Source organism: Microbacterium hominis (assembly GCF_013282805.1).
Classification (GTDB): domain Bacteria; phylum Actinomycetota; class Actinomycetes; order Actinomycetales; family Microbacteriaceae; genus Microbacterium; species Microbacterium hominis_B.
The window spans coordinates 364,218-379,693 of record NZ_CP054038.1 but is presented as its reverse complement, the minus strand read 5'-3'; the positions used below and the strand labels follow the sequence as shown (position 1 = coordinate 379,693).

Annotated in this window: 12 protein-coding genes and 1 pseudogene; 4 read left to right on the top strand and 9 right to left on the bottom strand. The window is 70.6% G+C overall.

All coding sequences use genetic code 11. The features are described from left to right. Positions 1-53: 53 nt before the first annotated feature. Genes HQM25_RS01640 through HQM25_RS01630 form a run of 3 tightly spaced genes read left to right on the top strand, consistent with a single transcriptional unit; the run spans position 54 to position 2,922 of the window. Positions 54-659 carry a hypothetical protein gene (locus HQM25_RS01640; RefSeq protein ID WP_172988609.1) on the top strand — a complete coding sequence of 202 codons (606 nt, stop codon included), beginning with the start codon at positions 54-56 and terminating at the stop codon, positions 657-659. Further along, a complete protein-coding gene (locus tag HQM25_RS01635; protein WP_172988608.1) occupies positions 656-2,278 on the top strand; it encodes a copper resistance CopC/CopD family protein in 1,623 nt (540 codons plus the stop codon). The genes HQM25_RS01640 and HQM25_RS01635 overlap by 4 nt, the downstream gene beginning before the upstream one ends. Then, on the top strand, positions 2,275-2,922 hold the full coding sequence (locus HQM25_RS01630) for a hypothetical protein (RefSeq protein ID WP_172988607.1): 648 nt from the start codon (positions 2,275-2,277) through the stop codon (positions 2,920-2,922). Before HQM25_RS01635 ends, HQM25_RS01630 begins: the two co-directional genes overlap by 4 nt. A gap of 67 nt (positions 2,923-2,989) precedes the next feature. On the opposite strand, the gene HQM25_RS01625 is transcribed toward HQM25_RS01630, so the two are convergent. The 5 genes from HQM25_RS01625 to HQM25_RS01605 form a co-directional block, all read right to left on the bottom strand. Next, positions 2,990-5,518 (bottom strand): ATP-dependent Clp protease ATP-binding subunit, encoded by a 2,529-nt coding sequence (locus HQM25_RS01625; RefSeq protein WP_172988606.1) that lies wholly within the window; start codon positions 5,516-5,518, stop codon positions 2,990-2,992. A 272-nt stretch (positions 5,519-5,790) separates the two neighbouring features. Then, the gene (locus HQM25_RS01620; RefSeq protein ID WP_172988605.1) at positions 5,791-6,750 is read right to left on the bottom strand and encodes an endonuclease domain-containing protein; all 960 of its coding nucleotides are present in this window, start codon (positions 6,748-6,750) and stop codon (positions 5,791-5,793) included. A gap of 319 nt (positions 6,751-7,069) precedes the next feature. Continuing rightward, the gene (locus HQM25_RS01615) at positions 7,070-7,795 is read right to left on the bottom strand and encodes a hypothetical protein (RefSeq protein WP_172988604.1); all 726 of its coding nucleotides are present in this window, start codon (positions 7,793-7,795) and stop codon (positions 7,070-7,072) included. Positions 7,796-7,877: 82 nt separating this feature from the next. Then, positions 7,878-9,341: a cardiolipin synthase gene (cls, locus tag HQM25_RS01610; RefSeq protein ID WP_172988603.1), complete on the bottom strand. Its 1,464-nt coding sequence runs from the start codon at positions 9,339-9,341 to the stop codon at positions 7,878-7,880. 61 nt (positions 9,342-9,402) lie between these two features. Further along, positions 9,403-9,630 carry a hypothetical protein gene (locus HQM25_RS01605; protein ID WP_172991455.1) on the bottom strand — a complete coding sequence of 76 codons (228 nt, stop codon included), beginning with the start codon at positions 9,628-9,630 and terminating at the stop codon, positions 9,403-9,405. A 120-nt stretch (positions 9,631-9,750) separates the two neighbouring features. On the opposite strand from HQM25_RS01605, the gene HQM25_RS01600 reads away from it, so the two are divergent. After that, a complete protein-coding gene (locus tag HQM25_RS01600; RefSeq protein WP_172988602.1) occupies positions 9,751-10,953 on the top strand; it encodes a DUF4192 family protein in 1,203 nt (400 codons plus the stop codon). Here the strand turns inward: HQM25_RS01600 and lysS are convergent. The 4 genes and pseudogenes from lysS to HQM25_RS01580 all read right to left on the bottom strand — a co-directional run bounded on the left by lysS (position 10,946) and on the right by HQM25_RS01580 (position 15,305). After that, positions 10,946-12,477 (bottom strand): annotated as a pseudogene (gene lysS / locus HQM25_RS01595) (lysine--tRNA ligase). The gene HQM25_RS01600 and the pseudogene lysS sit on opposite strands and share 8 nt — an antisense overlap. After that, positions 12,470-13,195, bottom strand: a complete 726-nt coding sequence (locus HQM25_RS01590; RefSeq protein WP_172988601.1) for a Rossmann-like and DUF2520 domain-containing protein — start codon at positions 13,193-13,195, stop codon at positions 12,470-12,472. The pseudogene lysS and the gene HQM25_RS01590 overlap by 8 nt, the downstream one beginning before the upstream one ends. Continuing rightward, the gene (locus tag HQM25_RS01585; RefSeq protein ID WP_254359488.1) at positions 13,192-14,808 is read right to left on the bottom strand and encodes a PH domain-containing protein; all 1,617 of its coding nucleotides are present in this window, start codon (positions 14,806-14,808) and stop codon (positions 13,192-13,194) included. Before HQM25_RS01585 ends, HQM25_RS01590 begins: the two co-directional genes overlap by 4 nt. Continuing rightward, entirely contained in the window at positions 14,805-15,305 is a 501-nt protein-coding gene (locus HQM25_RS01580) for a PH domain-containing protein (RefSeq protein WP_172991453.1), read from the bottom strand. Before HQM25_RS01580 ends, HQM25_RS01585 begins: the two co-directional genes overlap by 4 nt. Positions 15,306-15,476 lie beyond the last annotated feature (171 nt).

Sequence of the window (15,476 nt, the reverse complement as noted above, 5' to 3'; positions counted from 1 at the left end):
GTCACTCACACGGGTGCGCCGCCGGGCCAGTACTGACGCTGGGGAGTCCGCTGGTGGGATCGGTGACGGCGACGACGGTCGAACGACCGCCCGCGCGCGTGTCGCGGTGGGTGGCCGTGGCCGTCGCCGCCGTCCTGTCCGCCGCCCTCGTGGCGCTGGCCGTGTGGGGCGCGTACACGGCGATGAACCCGCGGGCCCTCATCGGGGAGACGATCTCCCACGACGGCGGAGAGTTCTCCGTCGTCGCCGCCTGGACCATGGACGACCCGATGAGCGCGATGCCGGCGAACAACGCCGCGCAGTTCTCTGCCGCCGGCATGAGCGCGATGTCGGCGATGATGGGCGACCCCGTGCCGGAGGGGATGAAGCGCGTCATGGTGCAGCTCGAGCTGGCCGCCGGCGACGAGGCGATGGAGTTCCCCCTGGAGGGGGTGAGCCTGTCGGCCGACGGCGCATCCTTCGGCGTCGTCAGCTCGATGCTCGACGACGAGCGCCTCGAGCCGAACACCGCGATGCACGCGCTCGCGATCTTCGAGGTGCCGGTGGAGACCGGGGTCGCCTCCTTCTCGCTCGGCGCCGGCTCGGCGTCAGTGGCGGTCGACGTGGCAGGCAACCCGGGCGGGCACAGCGGACACGAGACCGAAGACGAAGACGAGTGACTTCCGCACTCGCGGTACGCCCGTCCGCGGCGACCCGTGTTCTCGCCGTCATCGCCATGGCCCTGGCGCTGGTTCCCGCGCTCGTGCTCGGCAGCGCTGCTCCCGCCCGGGCCCACGCGTCGATCCTGTCGATCGATCCTGTGCCCGACTGGGTCTACGACGATGCACCCGACGAGGTCTCCCTCACCTTCAACGAGCCGGTGTCTGTCGAGCTCGGCGGCATCCGCGTCTTCGGTCCGTCGGGCGAGCGCGTCGACGGCCCGACGCAGCAGCGCGACGGCGACACGACCGTCTGGGCGCCGATCGAGGCATCCGACCGAGGCACGTACACCGTCGCGTGGAGTGTGGTCTCCGTCGACTCGCACGTGCTCTCGAGCACCCTCGTCTTCCACGTCGGCGAGCCCACCGGCACCGCGGCCGACATCGAACAGGCCGATGCCGGGGTCGTGGGCGTGCTCGGGTGGCTCGCGCGCTGGGCGATCTTCACCGGGATGATCGCCCTCGGCGGCCTCGTGCTCTCCCGCCTCGCGCTGCGATTCGCCCTCGTCGGGCGGCGCGCCCGCGTCGTCGCGGTCTCTGCGGCGGGACTCATGCTCATCGGCTCGGTCGTCAAGATGGCGGTGCAGGCGACCTCGGCCGCCGGTGTGCCGGTGACCGACGTGTTCGCTCTCGGGCTGGGTCCGGTGCTCGACACGCGCGCCGGCGTGCTCGACGGCATCCGGGTGATCGCCGCCGGAGTCGCGCTCGCCGGCGCGCTCCTGTGGCGCCGAGTCTGGGGGGCATGGCTCGCCGGCGTCGCGACCGTGACCGTCATGGCCACCCTCGCCGTGCTCGGCCACGCCTGGACCGCCGAGCCCCCGATCGCGGCCGCATCCGTCGACCTCGTGCACCAGCTGGCCGTCACCGTGTGGGTGGGGGGCTTGGTCGCGCTCGTGGTGCTCGATGACCGCACCCAGATGGATGCCGCCATCCGGCGCTTCTCCCGGGTCGCACTCTGGGCGCTGCTGGCGGTGGTGCTCTCGGGGTTCGCCTCGGCGCTCTGGCAGACCGCCGCGAACCCGACGACCCTGTTCACGGAGTACGGCGTCCTCCTGCTCGTGAAGATCGCGCTGGTGGGCGTGATGGCCCTTCTCGGGTGGTGGCAGCGGCGGCGACTCGCCCGCGCGGTGCACAGCGCCGGCCGCCTCCTGACGGGGGTGCGGGCCGAGATCGTCGTGGCGGCCGTCGTGCTCGCGATCACCGCGGTGCTCGTGGCGACCGTGCCGGCCCGGGAGTCGCTCGCTCCTCAGCCGTACACCGTCGCCGTGGCCGAGGACTTCGGCACGGTCGACGTCACCGTCGAACCCGCGATCGTGGGCGACAACGTCGTCACCATGCAGTTCACCGACCGCGTCGGCACGTCCCGCGGGGTGGATGTCGCGCAGCTCACCGTCAGCCAGGGCGACCTTCCGCCGCGCGCGGTGACGCTCACCGCCCTCGCCCCCGACCGGTGGGCCGCGATCGACGTGTCGCTGCCCACCGACGGCGAATGGACCTTCGAGCTCACGACCCTCTCCCGGGGCGAGGAGTCCACCGTCACCTTCACCGTTCCGATCCGAGGTGTCGAGGAGTCCGAATGACACGCTCACGCGATCCCCTGCTCCCTCGCCCCACTGCACCACGGCTGCTCGCCGCGGCCGCCGCGGGACTCCTCGCGCTCGCGAGCCTCCTGGTCGCCGCGCCCGCGTCAGCACACGACGAGATCGGCACTCTCGTGATCGTCTCGACCGAACCCGCCGAGAGCAGCGCCGGGGAGGGGGCGATCGACCTGCTCGTCGAGATCGAGCTCACCTTCGTCAATGACGGCCATCCCGCTACGACCTCGGCAACCGTCACCGCGATCGCCGAGGGAGCGGACGGCTCCACGGTCGGGCCCGTCATCGCCGCCCCGAGCGGCACGGCCGGCATCTGGACGGCCAACCTCACGCTGCCGACCGCGGGCGAGTGGACGGTGCGTCTGAGCTCCCTCACCCCCAAGGCGACGCTCGAGCAGGTGGTGCAGGCGGCCCCGCTCGAACCGACGCCGACCGAGGAGCCCGCGGCGACGCCGACTCCCGCGCCCACGGCAACGGCCGCGCCACCGATCGATGACGCCTCCGGAACACCGGCCTCGGCCACCGACGACGCCATCGGCTGGGTGCTCGGATCCGTCGTGGGGGCGCTCGCGATCACCGCCGTCGTGCTGGCGGTGCTGCTTCCGCGACGATCTGCGCGACAGAACTGACGCCGCGCGCCCGCGGCAACGACGAAGACCTCGGGGTCGGAACCCCGAGGTCTTCGTGCGGTGCGTCTCAGTCGCTGGTGATCGCGAGATCGGGCGTCGCGGCGATCTCGCCGTTGGAGACCACCCCGACCGCGACCTTCTCCCCGCGCGGGGCGTGCTCGAACACGAACTCGCCGTTCACGGCATCCACCTTCACATGGTCTCCCGAGTCGAGCTGGCCGTGCAGGATCAGCTCGCTGAGCTTGTCCTCCACCTCGCGCTGCATGGCGCGGCGCAGCGGGCGAGCGCCGAGAGCCGGGTCGAACCCGATCTCGATGAGGCGCTCCTTGGCGGGCAGGCTCAGCTCGATCGTCATGTCGCGGTCGAGCAGACGCTCGCCGAGGCGCTTGGTGAACAGATCGACGATCTGCACCAGCTCCTCCTTGGAGAGCTGCGGGAACACGATGATGTCGTCGACGCGGTTGAGGAACTCGGGCTTGAAGTGGCGCTTGAGCTCCTCGTCGACCTTGCCCTTCATACGGTCATAGGTCGTCTGCGTGTTGCCCTCGACCTGGAAGCCGACCGGTCCGCCCGCGATCGCCGACGAGCCGAGGTTCGTCGTCATGATGATCACGGTGTTCTTGAAGTCGATCACGCGGCCCTGACCGTCGGTGAGACGGCCCTCTTCGAGGATCTGCAGGAGCGAGTTGAAGATGTCGGGGTGCGCCTTCTCGATCTCGTCGAACAGCACGACCGAGAACGGCTTGCGGCGCACCTTCTCGGTGAGCTGGCCGCCCTCTTCGAAGCCGACGAATCCGGGAGGCGCACCGAACAGACGGCTCACCGTGTGCTTCTCGCCGAACTCGCTCATGTCGAGCGAGATGAGCGCGGCCTCGTCGTCGAAGAGGAACTCCGCGAGCGCCTTGGCGAGCTCGGTCTTTCCGACGCCGGTGGGGCCGGCGAAGATGAACGAGCCCGACGGACGCTTCGGGTCCTTGAGGCCGGCGCGCTGGCGGCGGATCGTCTTCGACAGCGCGGCGATCGCCTCCTCCTGGCCGATGACGCGCTGGTGCAGCGCCTTCTCCATGAAGACGAGGCGGCTCGACTCCTCTTCCGTCAGCTTGAACACCGGGATGCCGGTGGCCTGCGCGAGCACTTCGGCGATCAGACCCTCGTCGACCACCGCGTGGGAGGCGACGTCACCCGAGCGCCACTGCTTCTCGAGGCGCAGGCGCTCCGCGAGCAGGGACTTCTCCTCGTCGCGCAGGTTCGCCGCCTTCTCGAAGTCCTGGTCCTCGGAGGCCTTCTCCTTGTCCTCGCGGACCTTCGCGATCTTCTCGTCGAACTCGCGCAGCTCCGGCGGGCTGGAGAGGATGCTCAGGCGCAGACGCGCGCCCGCCTCGTCGATCAGGTCGATCGCCTTGTCGGGCAGGAACCGGTCGCTGATGTAGCGGTCGGCGAGGTTGGCCGCCGCGACGATCGCGCCGTCGGTGATCTGCACCTTGTGGTGCGCCTCGTAGCGGTCGCGCAGCCCCTTCAGGATGTTGATCGCGTGCGGGAGGCTCGGCTCGGCGACCTGGATCGGCTGGAAGCGGCGCTCGAGCGCGGCATCCTTCTCGAAATGCTTGCGGTACTCGTCGAGGGTCGTCGCGCCGATCGTCTGGAGCTCGCCGCGGGCCAGCAGCGGCTTGAGGATGGATGCCGCGTCGATCGCGCCCTCGGCGGCGCCCGCACCCACGAGGGTGTGGATCTCGTCGATGAAGACGATGATGTCGCCGCGCGTGCGGATCTCCTTGGTGACCTTCTTCAGGCGCTCCTCGAAGTCACCGCGATAGCGGGACCCGGCGATGAGCGAGCCGAGGTCGAGCGAGTAGAGCTGCTTGTCCTTGAGGGTCTCGGGCACATCGCCCTTGACGATCGCCTGGGCGAGGCCCTCGACGACGGCGGTCTTGCCGACGCCGGGCTCGCCGATGAGGACGGGGTTGTTCTTGGAGCGGCGCGACAGGATCTGCATGACGCGCTCGATCTCCTTCTCGCGCCCGATCACCGGGTCGAGCTTGTTGTCGCGCGCGGCCTGCGTGAGGTTGCGGCCGAACTGGTCGAGCACCTGGGATCCGCCCTGCGTGGTGCCCTGCGTCTGCTCGCCGGCGCCGCTGGCGACACCCGCGGGCTCCTTGCCCTGGTAGCCGGACAGGAGCTGGATGACCTGCTGGCGCACCTTGTTGAGGTCGGCGCCGAGCTTGACCAGCACCTGGGCGGCCACGCCCTCGCCCTCGCGGATGAGTCCGAGCAGGATGTGCTCGGTGCCGATGTAGTTGTGGCCGAGCTGCAGCGCCTCGCGCAGGCTGAGCTCGAGAACCTTCTTGGCACGCGGGGTGAAGGGGATGTGGCCGGTCGGCTGCTGCTGACCCTGGCCGATGATGTCCTGCACCTGCTCGCGCACGGCATCGAGCGAGATGCCCAGGCTCTCGAGCGCCTTGGCGGCGACGCCCTCGCCCTCGTGGATGAGACCGAGCAGGATGTGCTCGGTGCCGATGTAGTTGTGGTTGAGCATCTTCGCCTCTTCCTGGGCGAGGACGACCACACGACGGGCACGGTCGGTGAATCTCTCGAACATCTCGTTCACTCCTCCGGGGCGCGGGCGGTGTGCGGATGCACCTCTGGCGCCTTACATCGAGGGTAACGACGCAGCCCGCCGCGCATGCCCGTGTTCGCCGTGGGCATATCCCCACCGCGGGGCTCAGGCGGGGCATCCCTTGCCTCCCCTCCCCTCCCACCCCACCGTTCCGCCGGCCACCGCACCCCGCCTCACCCCACCGCACTTCCCGCCCTTCCGCTGTCACAATCTGCAGTCCCGCTCGCCGACTGCGACAGCGGAGCAGCGAACTTTCACGATCGGCCGGCGATCGCCGCGCGCACGCGCGCGAGTAGCGCCCGGCGATCGCCGGCGAGCTCTGCCTTCGTGACTCGGATGACGCGCCAGCCCGCCGCTTCCAGCTGCTCGTACCGACGGATGTCGCGTGCCCACTGCTCGGGGTCGAGAAGGTGGTGCTCGCCCTCGTACTCGATGGCGATGCGCAGGTGAGGGTAAGCGAGATCGACGCACGCGATCTTGATCCCGTTTTCGAACACGTCGAAGTTGAGATCGGGCTCGGGCAGGCCCGCTCCCATCAGGCAGAGTCTCAGCCTGCTTTCCTGCCGCGACGCGGAACGCGTCCGCAGATCGGGGATGGCCTCGCGGAGTTGCTGGACTCCTACCCGGCGGCCCGCGTAGATCGCGTGACGAAGATCCTCCAGCGATGCCAGGGCCTCGTTCACGCGCCAGTCTCGGACCACCGCGTCGCCCGCGGCGACAAGATCCTCGGGGCGACGCAGCACCGAACCGAGCATCGCCCAGGTCGTCGCCGGCGCCGTGAGCCTGACTCCCCACGTCGGGTGGACCCGTACGCGGGTCGTCGCTGCGGCTGCTTGGTGGCCTCGCACCCCGCGTGCACGGGAGAGCCGGACCGGTTTGAAGACGGCGACGTCGACCGGAGCATTCCGGATCAACCCGCCCGGGAGTGGTACGTCCCACAGGACCGCAGCAGTGACGTGGCTGAAGAACGCTCCATCCGACATCCGCGTGGCGTAGGTGAGCGCGCGGGCAAGGTGCTCCCGCTCGAGCTCCCCTCGGCGCATCCCCGATCGATCTTCATGCAGTCGAGGGTCATCAGACGCGACTCTCGAGCGCGCGCCGTGGAAGTGCTGTTCGAGATCCTTGCCCCGCAGACGACTGGGGAGGACGCCACGTGCGAGTGCATCAGCGACCGAGAAGCGGTCGCCGAGTTCGTCGGGGAGTGGGCTGGCCATGGCGCGATGGTTCCAGGCGGTGGGGCCTGCTCTCCGCGAAAACGGCGCCTGTGGGCCCTCTCGCCAGCCGGCGCGGCTGGGGAGGAGAGGACTTCGGGTGCGATGGCCCGGTCGCGGCCCGACCCCAACGCTCACGCTCACCGCTCACGGGTGCCACTCCACCCTTCCGCTGTCGCGATCTGCAGGGAGAGGCGCCGATTGCGACAGCGGAGCAGCGAACGGGAGGCCGCGCGCACAACCCCACCCTTCCGCTGTCACAATCTGCAGTCCCGCTCGCCGACTGCGACAGCGGAGCAGCGAACGGGTGGCCTGGTGAGGGTCAGGAGGGGAGGATCGGGGTGCGGACCTCGAGGAACTCGCCGCCGGTGAGCACGAGCACCGCCTCGTCGTCGTCGACGCCTTCGACCGTGGCGACGAGCGCGCGCGGGGCCATGTCCATCGTGCAGACCTGGTCGGCGGGCGGGGTGGCGAAGGTCGCCGTCACCTCGGCCGGGCCGGTCGCCTCGACCGAGGCGAGCTCGGGCACGCACGACGACGAGCCCCAGGTGAGGACCACGAACATGCCGTCTTCGACCCAGCCGGCGCTCGGCAGGAACTCGGTCGTCCCTGAGGGTGCGGCATCGAGTCCGTCGAGGTCGGTGTCACCGCTGTATCCGCCGGTCACCCGGATCTCGAGATCCTGCGTCGGGTCGACGCCCTCCGGCAGCGCGACCACGCTCGCGCGCGGCGCGAGGTCGCGCGTGCACGCGGCCGCCGGGTCGTCGCGCAGCTCGACCTCGAGCACGCCGTCGACCATGGCGACCTCTTCGGCCCGCGGGATGCACGTCGAGCTGCCGTACGTGACGACGCCGATCATGCGGCCGGCGTCGAGCCACGCGGCATCCACCTCGGTCTCGGCAGTGTCGTCATCGGAAGCGGACGGAGACGGAGACGGCGACGACGATCCCGACGGCTCCGATCCGACCGTCCCCACCGGGGTTGCGCATGCGCTGAGCAGGAGCCCTCCCGCGAGCAGGACGGCGAGCGGCAGAATCCGGCGTGACATGGGAGACCCTTTCGACGAGGGATGCCGCGAGCGCGGCATCCACACCTCTATGGTGTCGCGAAGCGGCCGATCGTCTCCAGGCCTACTGCAGCGCCGAGGTCAGCCGGGCGAGGTTGTCGAGCACGGTGGAGCGCAGGCGCTGGCGCATCCACTCCTCGAGGGTGAGCTCGCGCGAGAGCGAGCGGTAGGTGTCCTCGACCTCGCGCATCTCGCGCACGAACTCCTCGCCGCGCACGAGCATGGAGATCTCCATGTTGAGACCGAATGAGCGCATGTCCATGTTGCTCGAGCCGATGATGGCGGTCTCGTTGTCGATCGTCATCGACTTGGAGTGCAGGATGAAGGGCTTGCGGTACATCCAGATGCGCACGCCGGCGCGCAGCAGCGCCTCGTAGTACGACCGCTGCGCGTGGTAGACGAGCGCCTGATCGCCCTCCTCCGAGACGAACAGCTCCACCTCGACGCCGCGCTGGCACGCGGTGGTGACCGCCAGCAGCAGCGCCTCGGCCGGCACGAAGTACGGGCTCACCATGATGATCTTGTGCTGCGCCGCGTACAGCAGGCCCGCGAACAGCTTGAGGTTGTTCTCGAACTCGAACCCGGGACCCGACGGCACGATCTGGCAGTCGAGGTCGCCGGGACCGGCCTCGACCGAGAACAGGTCGATCTCGTCGGTGAGGATCTCGTCGGTCTCGCTGTACCAGTCGCTGAGGAAGACCGCGTTGATGGATGCCACCACCGGCCCCTGCACGCGCACCATCAGGTCGACCCAGTGGAGTCCGCGGCGGATGTTCTTGCGGAGGTTGTACGTCGAATCGGTGACGTTCTGCGATCCCATGAAGGCCACGGTGCCGTCCACGACCAGGAGCTTGCGGTGGTTGCGCAGGTCGGGTCGCTGATACTTCCCGCGCAGCGGCTGCACCGGGAGCATGAGCTTCCAGGCCGCTCCCATGGCGTCGAGGCGCCGCAGCGTCTTCTTGTAGAACGGCTTGCCGCGGTTGGCCCAGTGGTCCAGCAGCACGCGCACGGTCACGCCGCGCGCGCAGGCCTCCTCCATGGCGCGGAAGAGGTTGTCGGTGGAGGCATCGGTCTGCAGGATGTAGAACTCGATGTGCACGTAGCGCTGCGCCGTGCGCACCGCGTCGGCCATCTCATCGAGCGACCCCTGGTAGTCGGGGATCAGGTGCGCGCCGTTGTCGCCCGCGAGCGGCATCGCGCCGAGATTGCGGTTCATCGTCACGAGCGACGTGAACCACTCGGGCGCGTGCGGCCGCAGCGTGCCGAAGTCGAGCCCCGCACTGGTCTCGTGGATGTACTCGTTGATCGCCTGCTGCATGCGCCGACGCTTGCGAGGAAGGCGCGGGTTGCCGATCAGCAGGAACAGGAAGACGCCGATCAGCGGAATGAAGTAGATCGCCAGCAGCCACGCCATCGCCGCCGTCGGACGGCGGTTGCGGGGCACGATGATCACCGCTGTGATGCGCACCGTGACGTCGAAGACGAACACGAAGATGAGCCACCACGCGGCGAGCGTCGACGGATCCACGGGCCTGGGCCCTCCTCCCCCTGAGGGATCTCCCTCAGCGTAGCGGGAGGGGAGGACGACGCTATGACGCGGCGGGTGCGGCCGTGTCGGCGGCCGGCTCGTCGGCGGCGCGAGACGCGGATGCCGGCGGAAGGCCGCGCTTGGCGCGCTCCTGCGCCTCGATGCGTGCGTACTCGCGGCGCTCGTTGCGGTCGGCGCGGATGATGCTGCGGAGCACATAGAAGAAGAGCGCGCTGACGACCACGGTCGGAAGCAGCGACCACAGAGCTGCGAGCCAGAAGTCGTCCATGCCCTCCATGGTACGTCGGGTCGGCATCGTCTCCTGCACCGGGGCGGTTCGAGCCCGGATCGGGCCGAGATCTGTGGATGCCGCGTCACGCGGCATCCCGCCCCGGCAGAGTCGGGCGGCATGACGACGATTGTGAAGGCCGCGAACGCGGCGGAGTTCCTCGGCCTCGTGCCGCAGCTGCTGGGATGCCACGTCGAGCGGAGCCTGGTGCTCGTGCCGTTCATCGGCCCGCGCACCGGCGGCGCCATGCGCGTGGACCTGCCCCCGGACCCGGACGCGGACGTGGACGCGTTCGCCGGCACCGTGCTCGGGATGATCTGCAAGGTCGCCGACGTCGACGGCGTCGCGCTGATCGTCTACTGCCCGGAGCAGTTCGGCGAGGAGGGGCCGGCGATGCCGCGGCGACGTCTCATCGACGCGCTCACCGAGCGCGCCCGCCGCATCGGCCTGCGCGTCGTCGACGCGCTATGCGTGGCCGCCGACGCGTGGGGCTCGTATCTCGACGATCCTCCGGGCGCCGGCGCGCCGCTGACGGCGATCGCCGTGGCCGCCCGGCCGGGTGAGGCGCCGCTGCCGACGCCGGCCGCCGATCCGCTCGCGGCGTGCGCGCTGCCGGCGGTCGACCTCGCCGCCAAGGAGTACGTCGGACGGGCGCTGATCGCGATCGAGGAGGCCGTCGAGCTGCTGTACCGGCCGCCGCGGGAGGGCAGGCGCGCCGGGGAGCGACGCTTCGACCCGCGGGCGCTCGGCTCCGTCGTCGCGCTCGACGATCTGCCGGCATTCTTCGAGCACGCCCTGACCCTCGATCCCGACGAGCTGGACCCGTTCGTGGCGGCGATGCTGATCTGGTGCCTCGACCGGCCGTCGCTGCGCGACGTCGCGATCAGCGGCTGGTACGGCGGGCTCTCGGCCGCCGACACCGCGCTCGACGCGCAGCTGCGCTGGGAGGACGGCGAGGCCTACCCCGAGGAGCACGCCGCCTTCATGTGGGGCGACGGACCCCGGCCCGATGCGCGGCGCCTGGAGCGCGCGGTCGACCTCATGCGCCGCCTCGCGGCATCCGCTCCCCGGGTGCGACGGCCGGGGACCCTCGCCACCGCCAGCTGGCTGTCGTGGGCGCTCGGCCGGTCGAGCCACGCGGCGCACTTCGCGGGCGAGGCTCTGCGGATCGACCCCGAGCACGGTCTCTCGGAGATCGTTCTCACCCTCGTGGGCGCCGGTCACCTGCCCGAGTGGGCGTTCACGCGCGAGCACGCCGGTGATCCGCTGACGGCAGACCCGCTCGCGGTGCCCCCGGAGCCGACGTGGCGGGCCCTTACTTGACCAGCGGGAAGAGGATCGTCTCGCGGATGCCGAGGCCCGTGATGGCCATGAGCAGGCGGTCGATGCCCATGCCCATGCCCCCGAGGGCGGCATGCCGTGCTCGAGCGCGCGGAGGAACTCCTCGTCGATGCGCATAGCCTCGTCGTCGCCGCGCGCGGCGAGCTTGGCCTGCTCGACGAAGCGCTCGCGCTGGATGACGGGGTCGACGAGCTCGGAATACCCGGTCGCCAGCTCGAACCCGCGCACGTACAGGTCCCACTTCTCGACCACGCCCGGGATCGAGCGGTGCTCGCGCACCAGCGGGCTGGTGTCGAGGGGGAAGTCCATGACGAAGGTCGGCCGCGTGAGGTGCGCCTTCACGAAGTGCTCCCAGAGCTCTTCGACCAGCTTGCCGGGGATGGGGTGCGGCGGGATGTCGACGCCGACCTCGTTCGCGAAGGCGATGAGCTCTTCGAGCGGGGTCTGCGGCGTGATCGCGCGCCCGGCGGCTTCGGACAGCGAGTCGTACATCGAGAGCCGGTCCCAGTCGCCGCCGAGGTCGTACTCGGTGCCGTCGGCCCACGTCACCGTGGTCGAGCCGGTCACGGCGATCGCCGCGTTCTGGATGAGAGCCTGCGTGAGGTCGGCGATGCCGTTGTAGTCGCTGTAGGCCTCGTACGCCTCGAGCATCGCGAACTCGGGGCTGTGGGTGGAGTCGGCGCCCTCGTTGCGGAAGTTGCGGTTGATCTCGAACACGCGGTCGATGCCGCCCACCACGGCGCGCTTGAGGAACAGCTCCGGGGCGATGCGAAGGTACAGGTCGGAGTCGAAAGCGTTCGAGTTCGTGATGAACGGCCGTGCCGAGGCGCCGCCGTGCTGCACCTGGAGCATCGGCGTCTCGACCTCGAGGTAGCCCCGGTCGGCGAAGGTCTGGCGCAGGCTCGCGTTGACCTTCGCACGGGCGACGACGGTCTCGCGGGCGCGGTCGCGCACGATGAGGTCGAGGAAGCGGCTGCGCACCCGGCTCTCCTCGGAGAGCTCGCTGTACATGTTCGGCAGCGGCAGGATCGCCTTGGCGGCGATCTGCCAGTCGGCGACCATGATCGACAGCTCGCCGCGACGGCTCGAGATGACCTCGCCCGTGACGAAGACGTGGTCGCCGAGGTCGACGAGCTCCTTCCACGCCTGCAGCGATGCGTCGCCGACGTTGGCCAGCGACACCATCGCCTGGATGCGGCTGCCGTCGCCGGCCTGCAGGGTGGCGAAGCACAGCTTGCCGGTGTTGCGGCTGAACACGATGCGGCCCGCGACACCCGCGGTGACACCGGTCTCGGCGCCGGCCTCGAGCTCGCCGTACTCGGCGCGCAGCGCCGGGATGGTGGTCGTGATCGGCAGGCTCACCGGGTAGGCGCCGCCGGCCGCATCTTCGCGCTCGGCGATGAGCCGCTCGCGCTTGGCGAGTCGGACCGCCTTCTGCTCGTGAACGTCCTCCTCTGTCGTCTCGGTGTCGACGGGCGCGGACGTGGGCGCGGCGGTCTCAGTCATTCGTGGGGGCTCCTCGGAAGTCGCCGTCAATTGTATCGGCGCCCCCGTCCGCCCCGCTGAGGGCGTGATCGATGGTCGAGTGGATGAGCGAGGAGAGGTACGGACCCGGTGCCGCGACGCCCGCCTGGCGCAGGAGGCGCGCCGCCTGCGCCACGATCGAGCGCGAGAACTCCGTGGCCGTGGCGATGGCCTCCGCGTAGGCGGGCCGGTCGGCCTCCGCGACGACGACCGGCTCGCAGCCGAGCTCGACCGCGAGCGCCTGCGCGATCGGGAGCACCGGCGCGGGGGCGGTGACCGCGGCGTACGAGTGGGCCAGGGCGCGCAGGTCCATCGAGGTGCCGGTGAAGGCGATCGCGGGGTGCACGGCGAGCGGGATCGCCCCCTTGGCCACCACGGGTGCCAGGATGCCGGTGCCGAAGCGCGGATCGGTGTGCAGCACCAGCTGACCGGGTTGCCAGGCGCCGACGTCGGTGAGACCGGCCACCAGTGCCTCGAGCTCAGTGGAAGGCACCGCGACGATCACGAGTTCGCTGCGGCGGATGACCTCGACGGCGTCCAGGTGAGGGACGCCTGGCAGCACCGCCTCGATCCGCTCGGGGTCGGAGCCCGGTGTGATGCCGACCACGGCGTGGCCCGCCCCGCCCAGCGCCGCGCCGATCACGGGTCCGACCCGCCCCGCGCCGATGATGCCGACCCCGAGGCGGCCCTCACGCGTCATCGCTCGGTCTCCTGCGCCCAGCGATGGGTGTGATCGTCGGATGCCGCGCGCACAGCGCCCTGCGCGGCGTCGCCGAACAGGGCGACGGCCTGGGCGCGGTCGACGGCGGCCAGGATCGTCGTGACGGGACCGGCGACGACGTGGGCGCGCAGGCCGGCGACGTCGAAGAGGCGGTCGAGCGGCCCCTGGTCGATGCCGACGCTCTGCATGCGCGCGAGCGGGAGCACGGCGAGCTTGCGCCACACCACCCCGCGGCGCAGGATCAGCAGGCCCTCGGTGAGGCGGAACCCGTTGCGGCGGTAGGAGAACGGCTTCATCAGCCGCGCCCGGCGCGGGGTGTTGGTGAAGGTGTCGTCCACGGTCGGGCCCAGCATCCCCTCTCTCACGATCAGCGGCCACTCGTCCTCGGGAAGGTGCGGCAGCAGCAGGCGCAGCACCCTCTCCACGTCTGCCGAGGTGCCGACCGGCAGCACGGTGGTGAACTGGTCCGCGCTGACGGCATCGGAGGCGTTGCGCCCGCTCAGTCGGTTGATCCGCACGGTCCACCAGCCGGCCGGGCGCCACAGGATGGACTGGCTGATCTCAATCGCGTGCACGCGCCCCGGCGGCACGTTCTCGGTGACGGTGGTGAGGAGCCCGAAGGTGATGCGCACGCCGTCGGGCGTCGGCGCGATCGAGTACCGGAGCGAGCGCACGATCGAACGCACCCAGTAGGCGCCGTATCCGATCAGGGCGGGGACGAATGCGAACAGCAGCCAGAACGCCCCTCGGGAGACGCCGATGCCGATCGCCGCGGCCGCGACGATGAGTCCGATGGTGGCGGGGCTGAACACGTGCGAGAGCATCAGGCGCCCCAGCGGGATGTCGACCACCGACTCCGGCTCGTCGACGGGCGCCTCGTCGCCCTCGATGAGCCCCGTGATGCCGCGGCTGACCGTCTGGCCCAGGGCGGCCACCCGCGACCCCGCACGCTCCGCGGTCGCGGACCGCTGCTCCGCCGCGGCGAGCCGGCGTCCCGAGGCGAGCCGGAGGATGTCGGCCCGCACGGTCTCGGCGCTGGTGGTCGGCAGGTACTCGAGCTTGACGTTCGCGTCCGCCCCGGCCCCGACGACCTCGAGCTTGGCGAGCCCGAACAGGCGCGCGATCATCGGGCGGGTGAGGTTGACACCCTGCACGCGGTCCAGGGGCGCACGCCTCTGGGTGCGGAAGAGCACGCCGCTGCGCACTTCGACGTCGTCGTCGGTGATGCGGAAGGTGTGGAACCGCCACATCGTGTAGAACATCGCGACGAGCACCAGCAGCACGAGCAGCACGACCACCAGCGCCACGACGATGAGGTCGTTGACGAGCACGAAGTCGATGACGTCGCCGGTCTCGAAGTCCTCGACGTCTTCGGGATCGATGCCGGGCACGATTCCGGGCAGGAACACGTAGATGATCCGGTCCCGCAGGTTCGAGACCACGATGCCGAGCAGCACCAGCAGGAAGATGCCGCCGCGCAGCAGCGGCGTCAGCGGGTGCATCCGGTGCCAGACGCCGTCGCTGAGCGGCGAGCGCACCAGCTCCGGCGGCGGCGCGTTCGTCGTCGCAGCGGTCGGCGTCGGCTCGCTCACAGCCCGGTCCGCCTGCTCTCGGCGACCGCGATCAGATGGTCGCGGAGGGTCTCGGCGTTCTGCTGCGACAGCCCGGGGATGACGACCCCGGTGGCCGCGGCGGCGGTCACGAATTTCAGCTGCGCGATGCCGAAGCCGCGGTCCAGCGGCCCGTGGGTGATGTCGACGAGCTGCATCCGGCCGTACGGCACCGCGACCATGCGCTGCCAGAGGATGCCGCGCCGGAACACGAGGTCGTCGGAGCGCAGCTGATAGCCGATCGAGCGGGCCTGACGCGGCAGGATCGCGAGGGTCCACACCATGATGACCGTGAGGATGCCGCCCGGAATCCACGCCCAGGTCTGGTGCAGCCACAGCGTGAGGGCCAAGGTCGCGGCGATGACGAGCGCGAGGAAGGAGCCGGTCGAGATCAGCTGGACCGTGACGTACTTGGGCGAGATCTGGTGCCAGACCCCCGAGGCGAGCGCGAGCCGGTTCTCCGAGCGGGTCTGCGCGATCCCGTCGAACGTGCCCTCGTCGAGTCCCGTCGGCTGAGCGCGGTCGGACCCCGCGGTGTCCGGCCCCGTCGGCTGAACCCGCGCCGACCCCGCGGCGCCCGGCCCCGCGGCTTCAGACCCCGCGGCTTCAGACCCCGCGGCGCCAGACCCCGCGGCCCCGGCCTCGGCCCG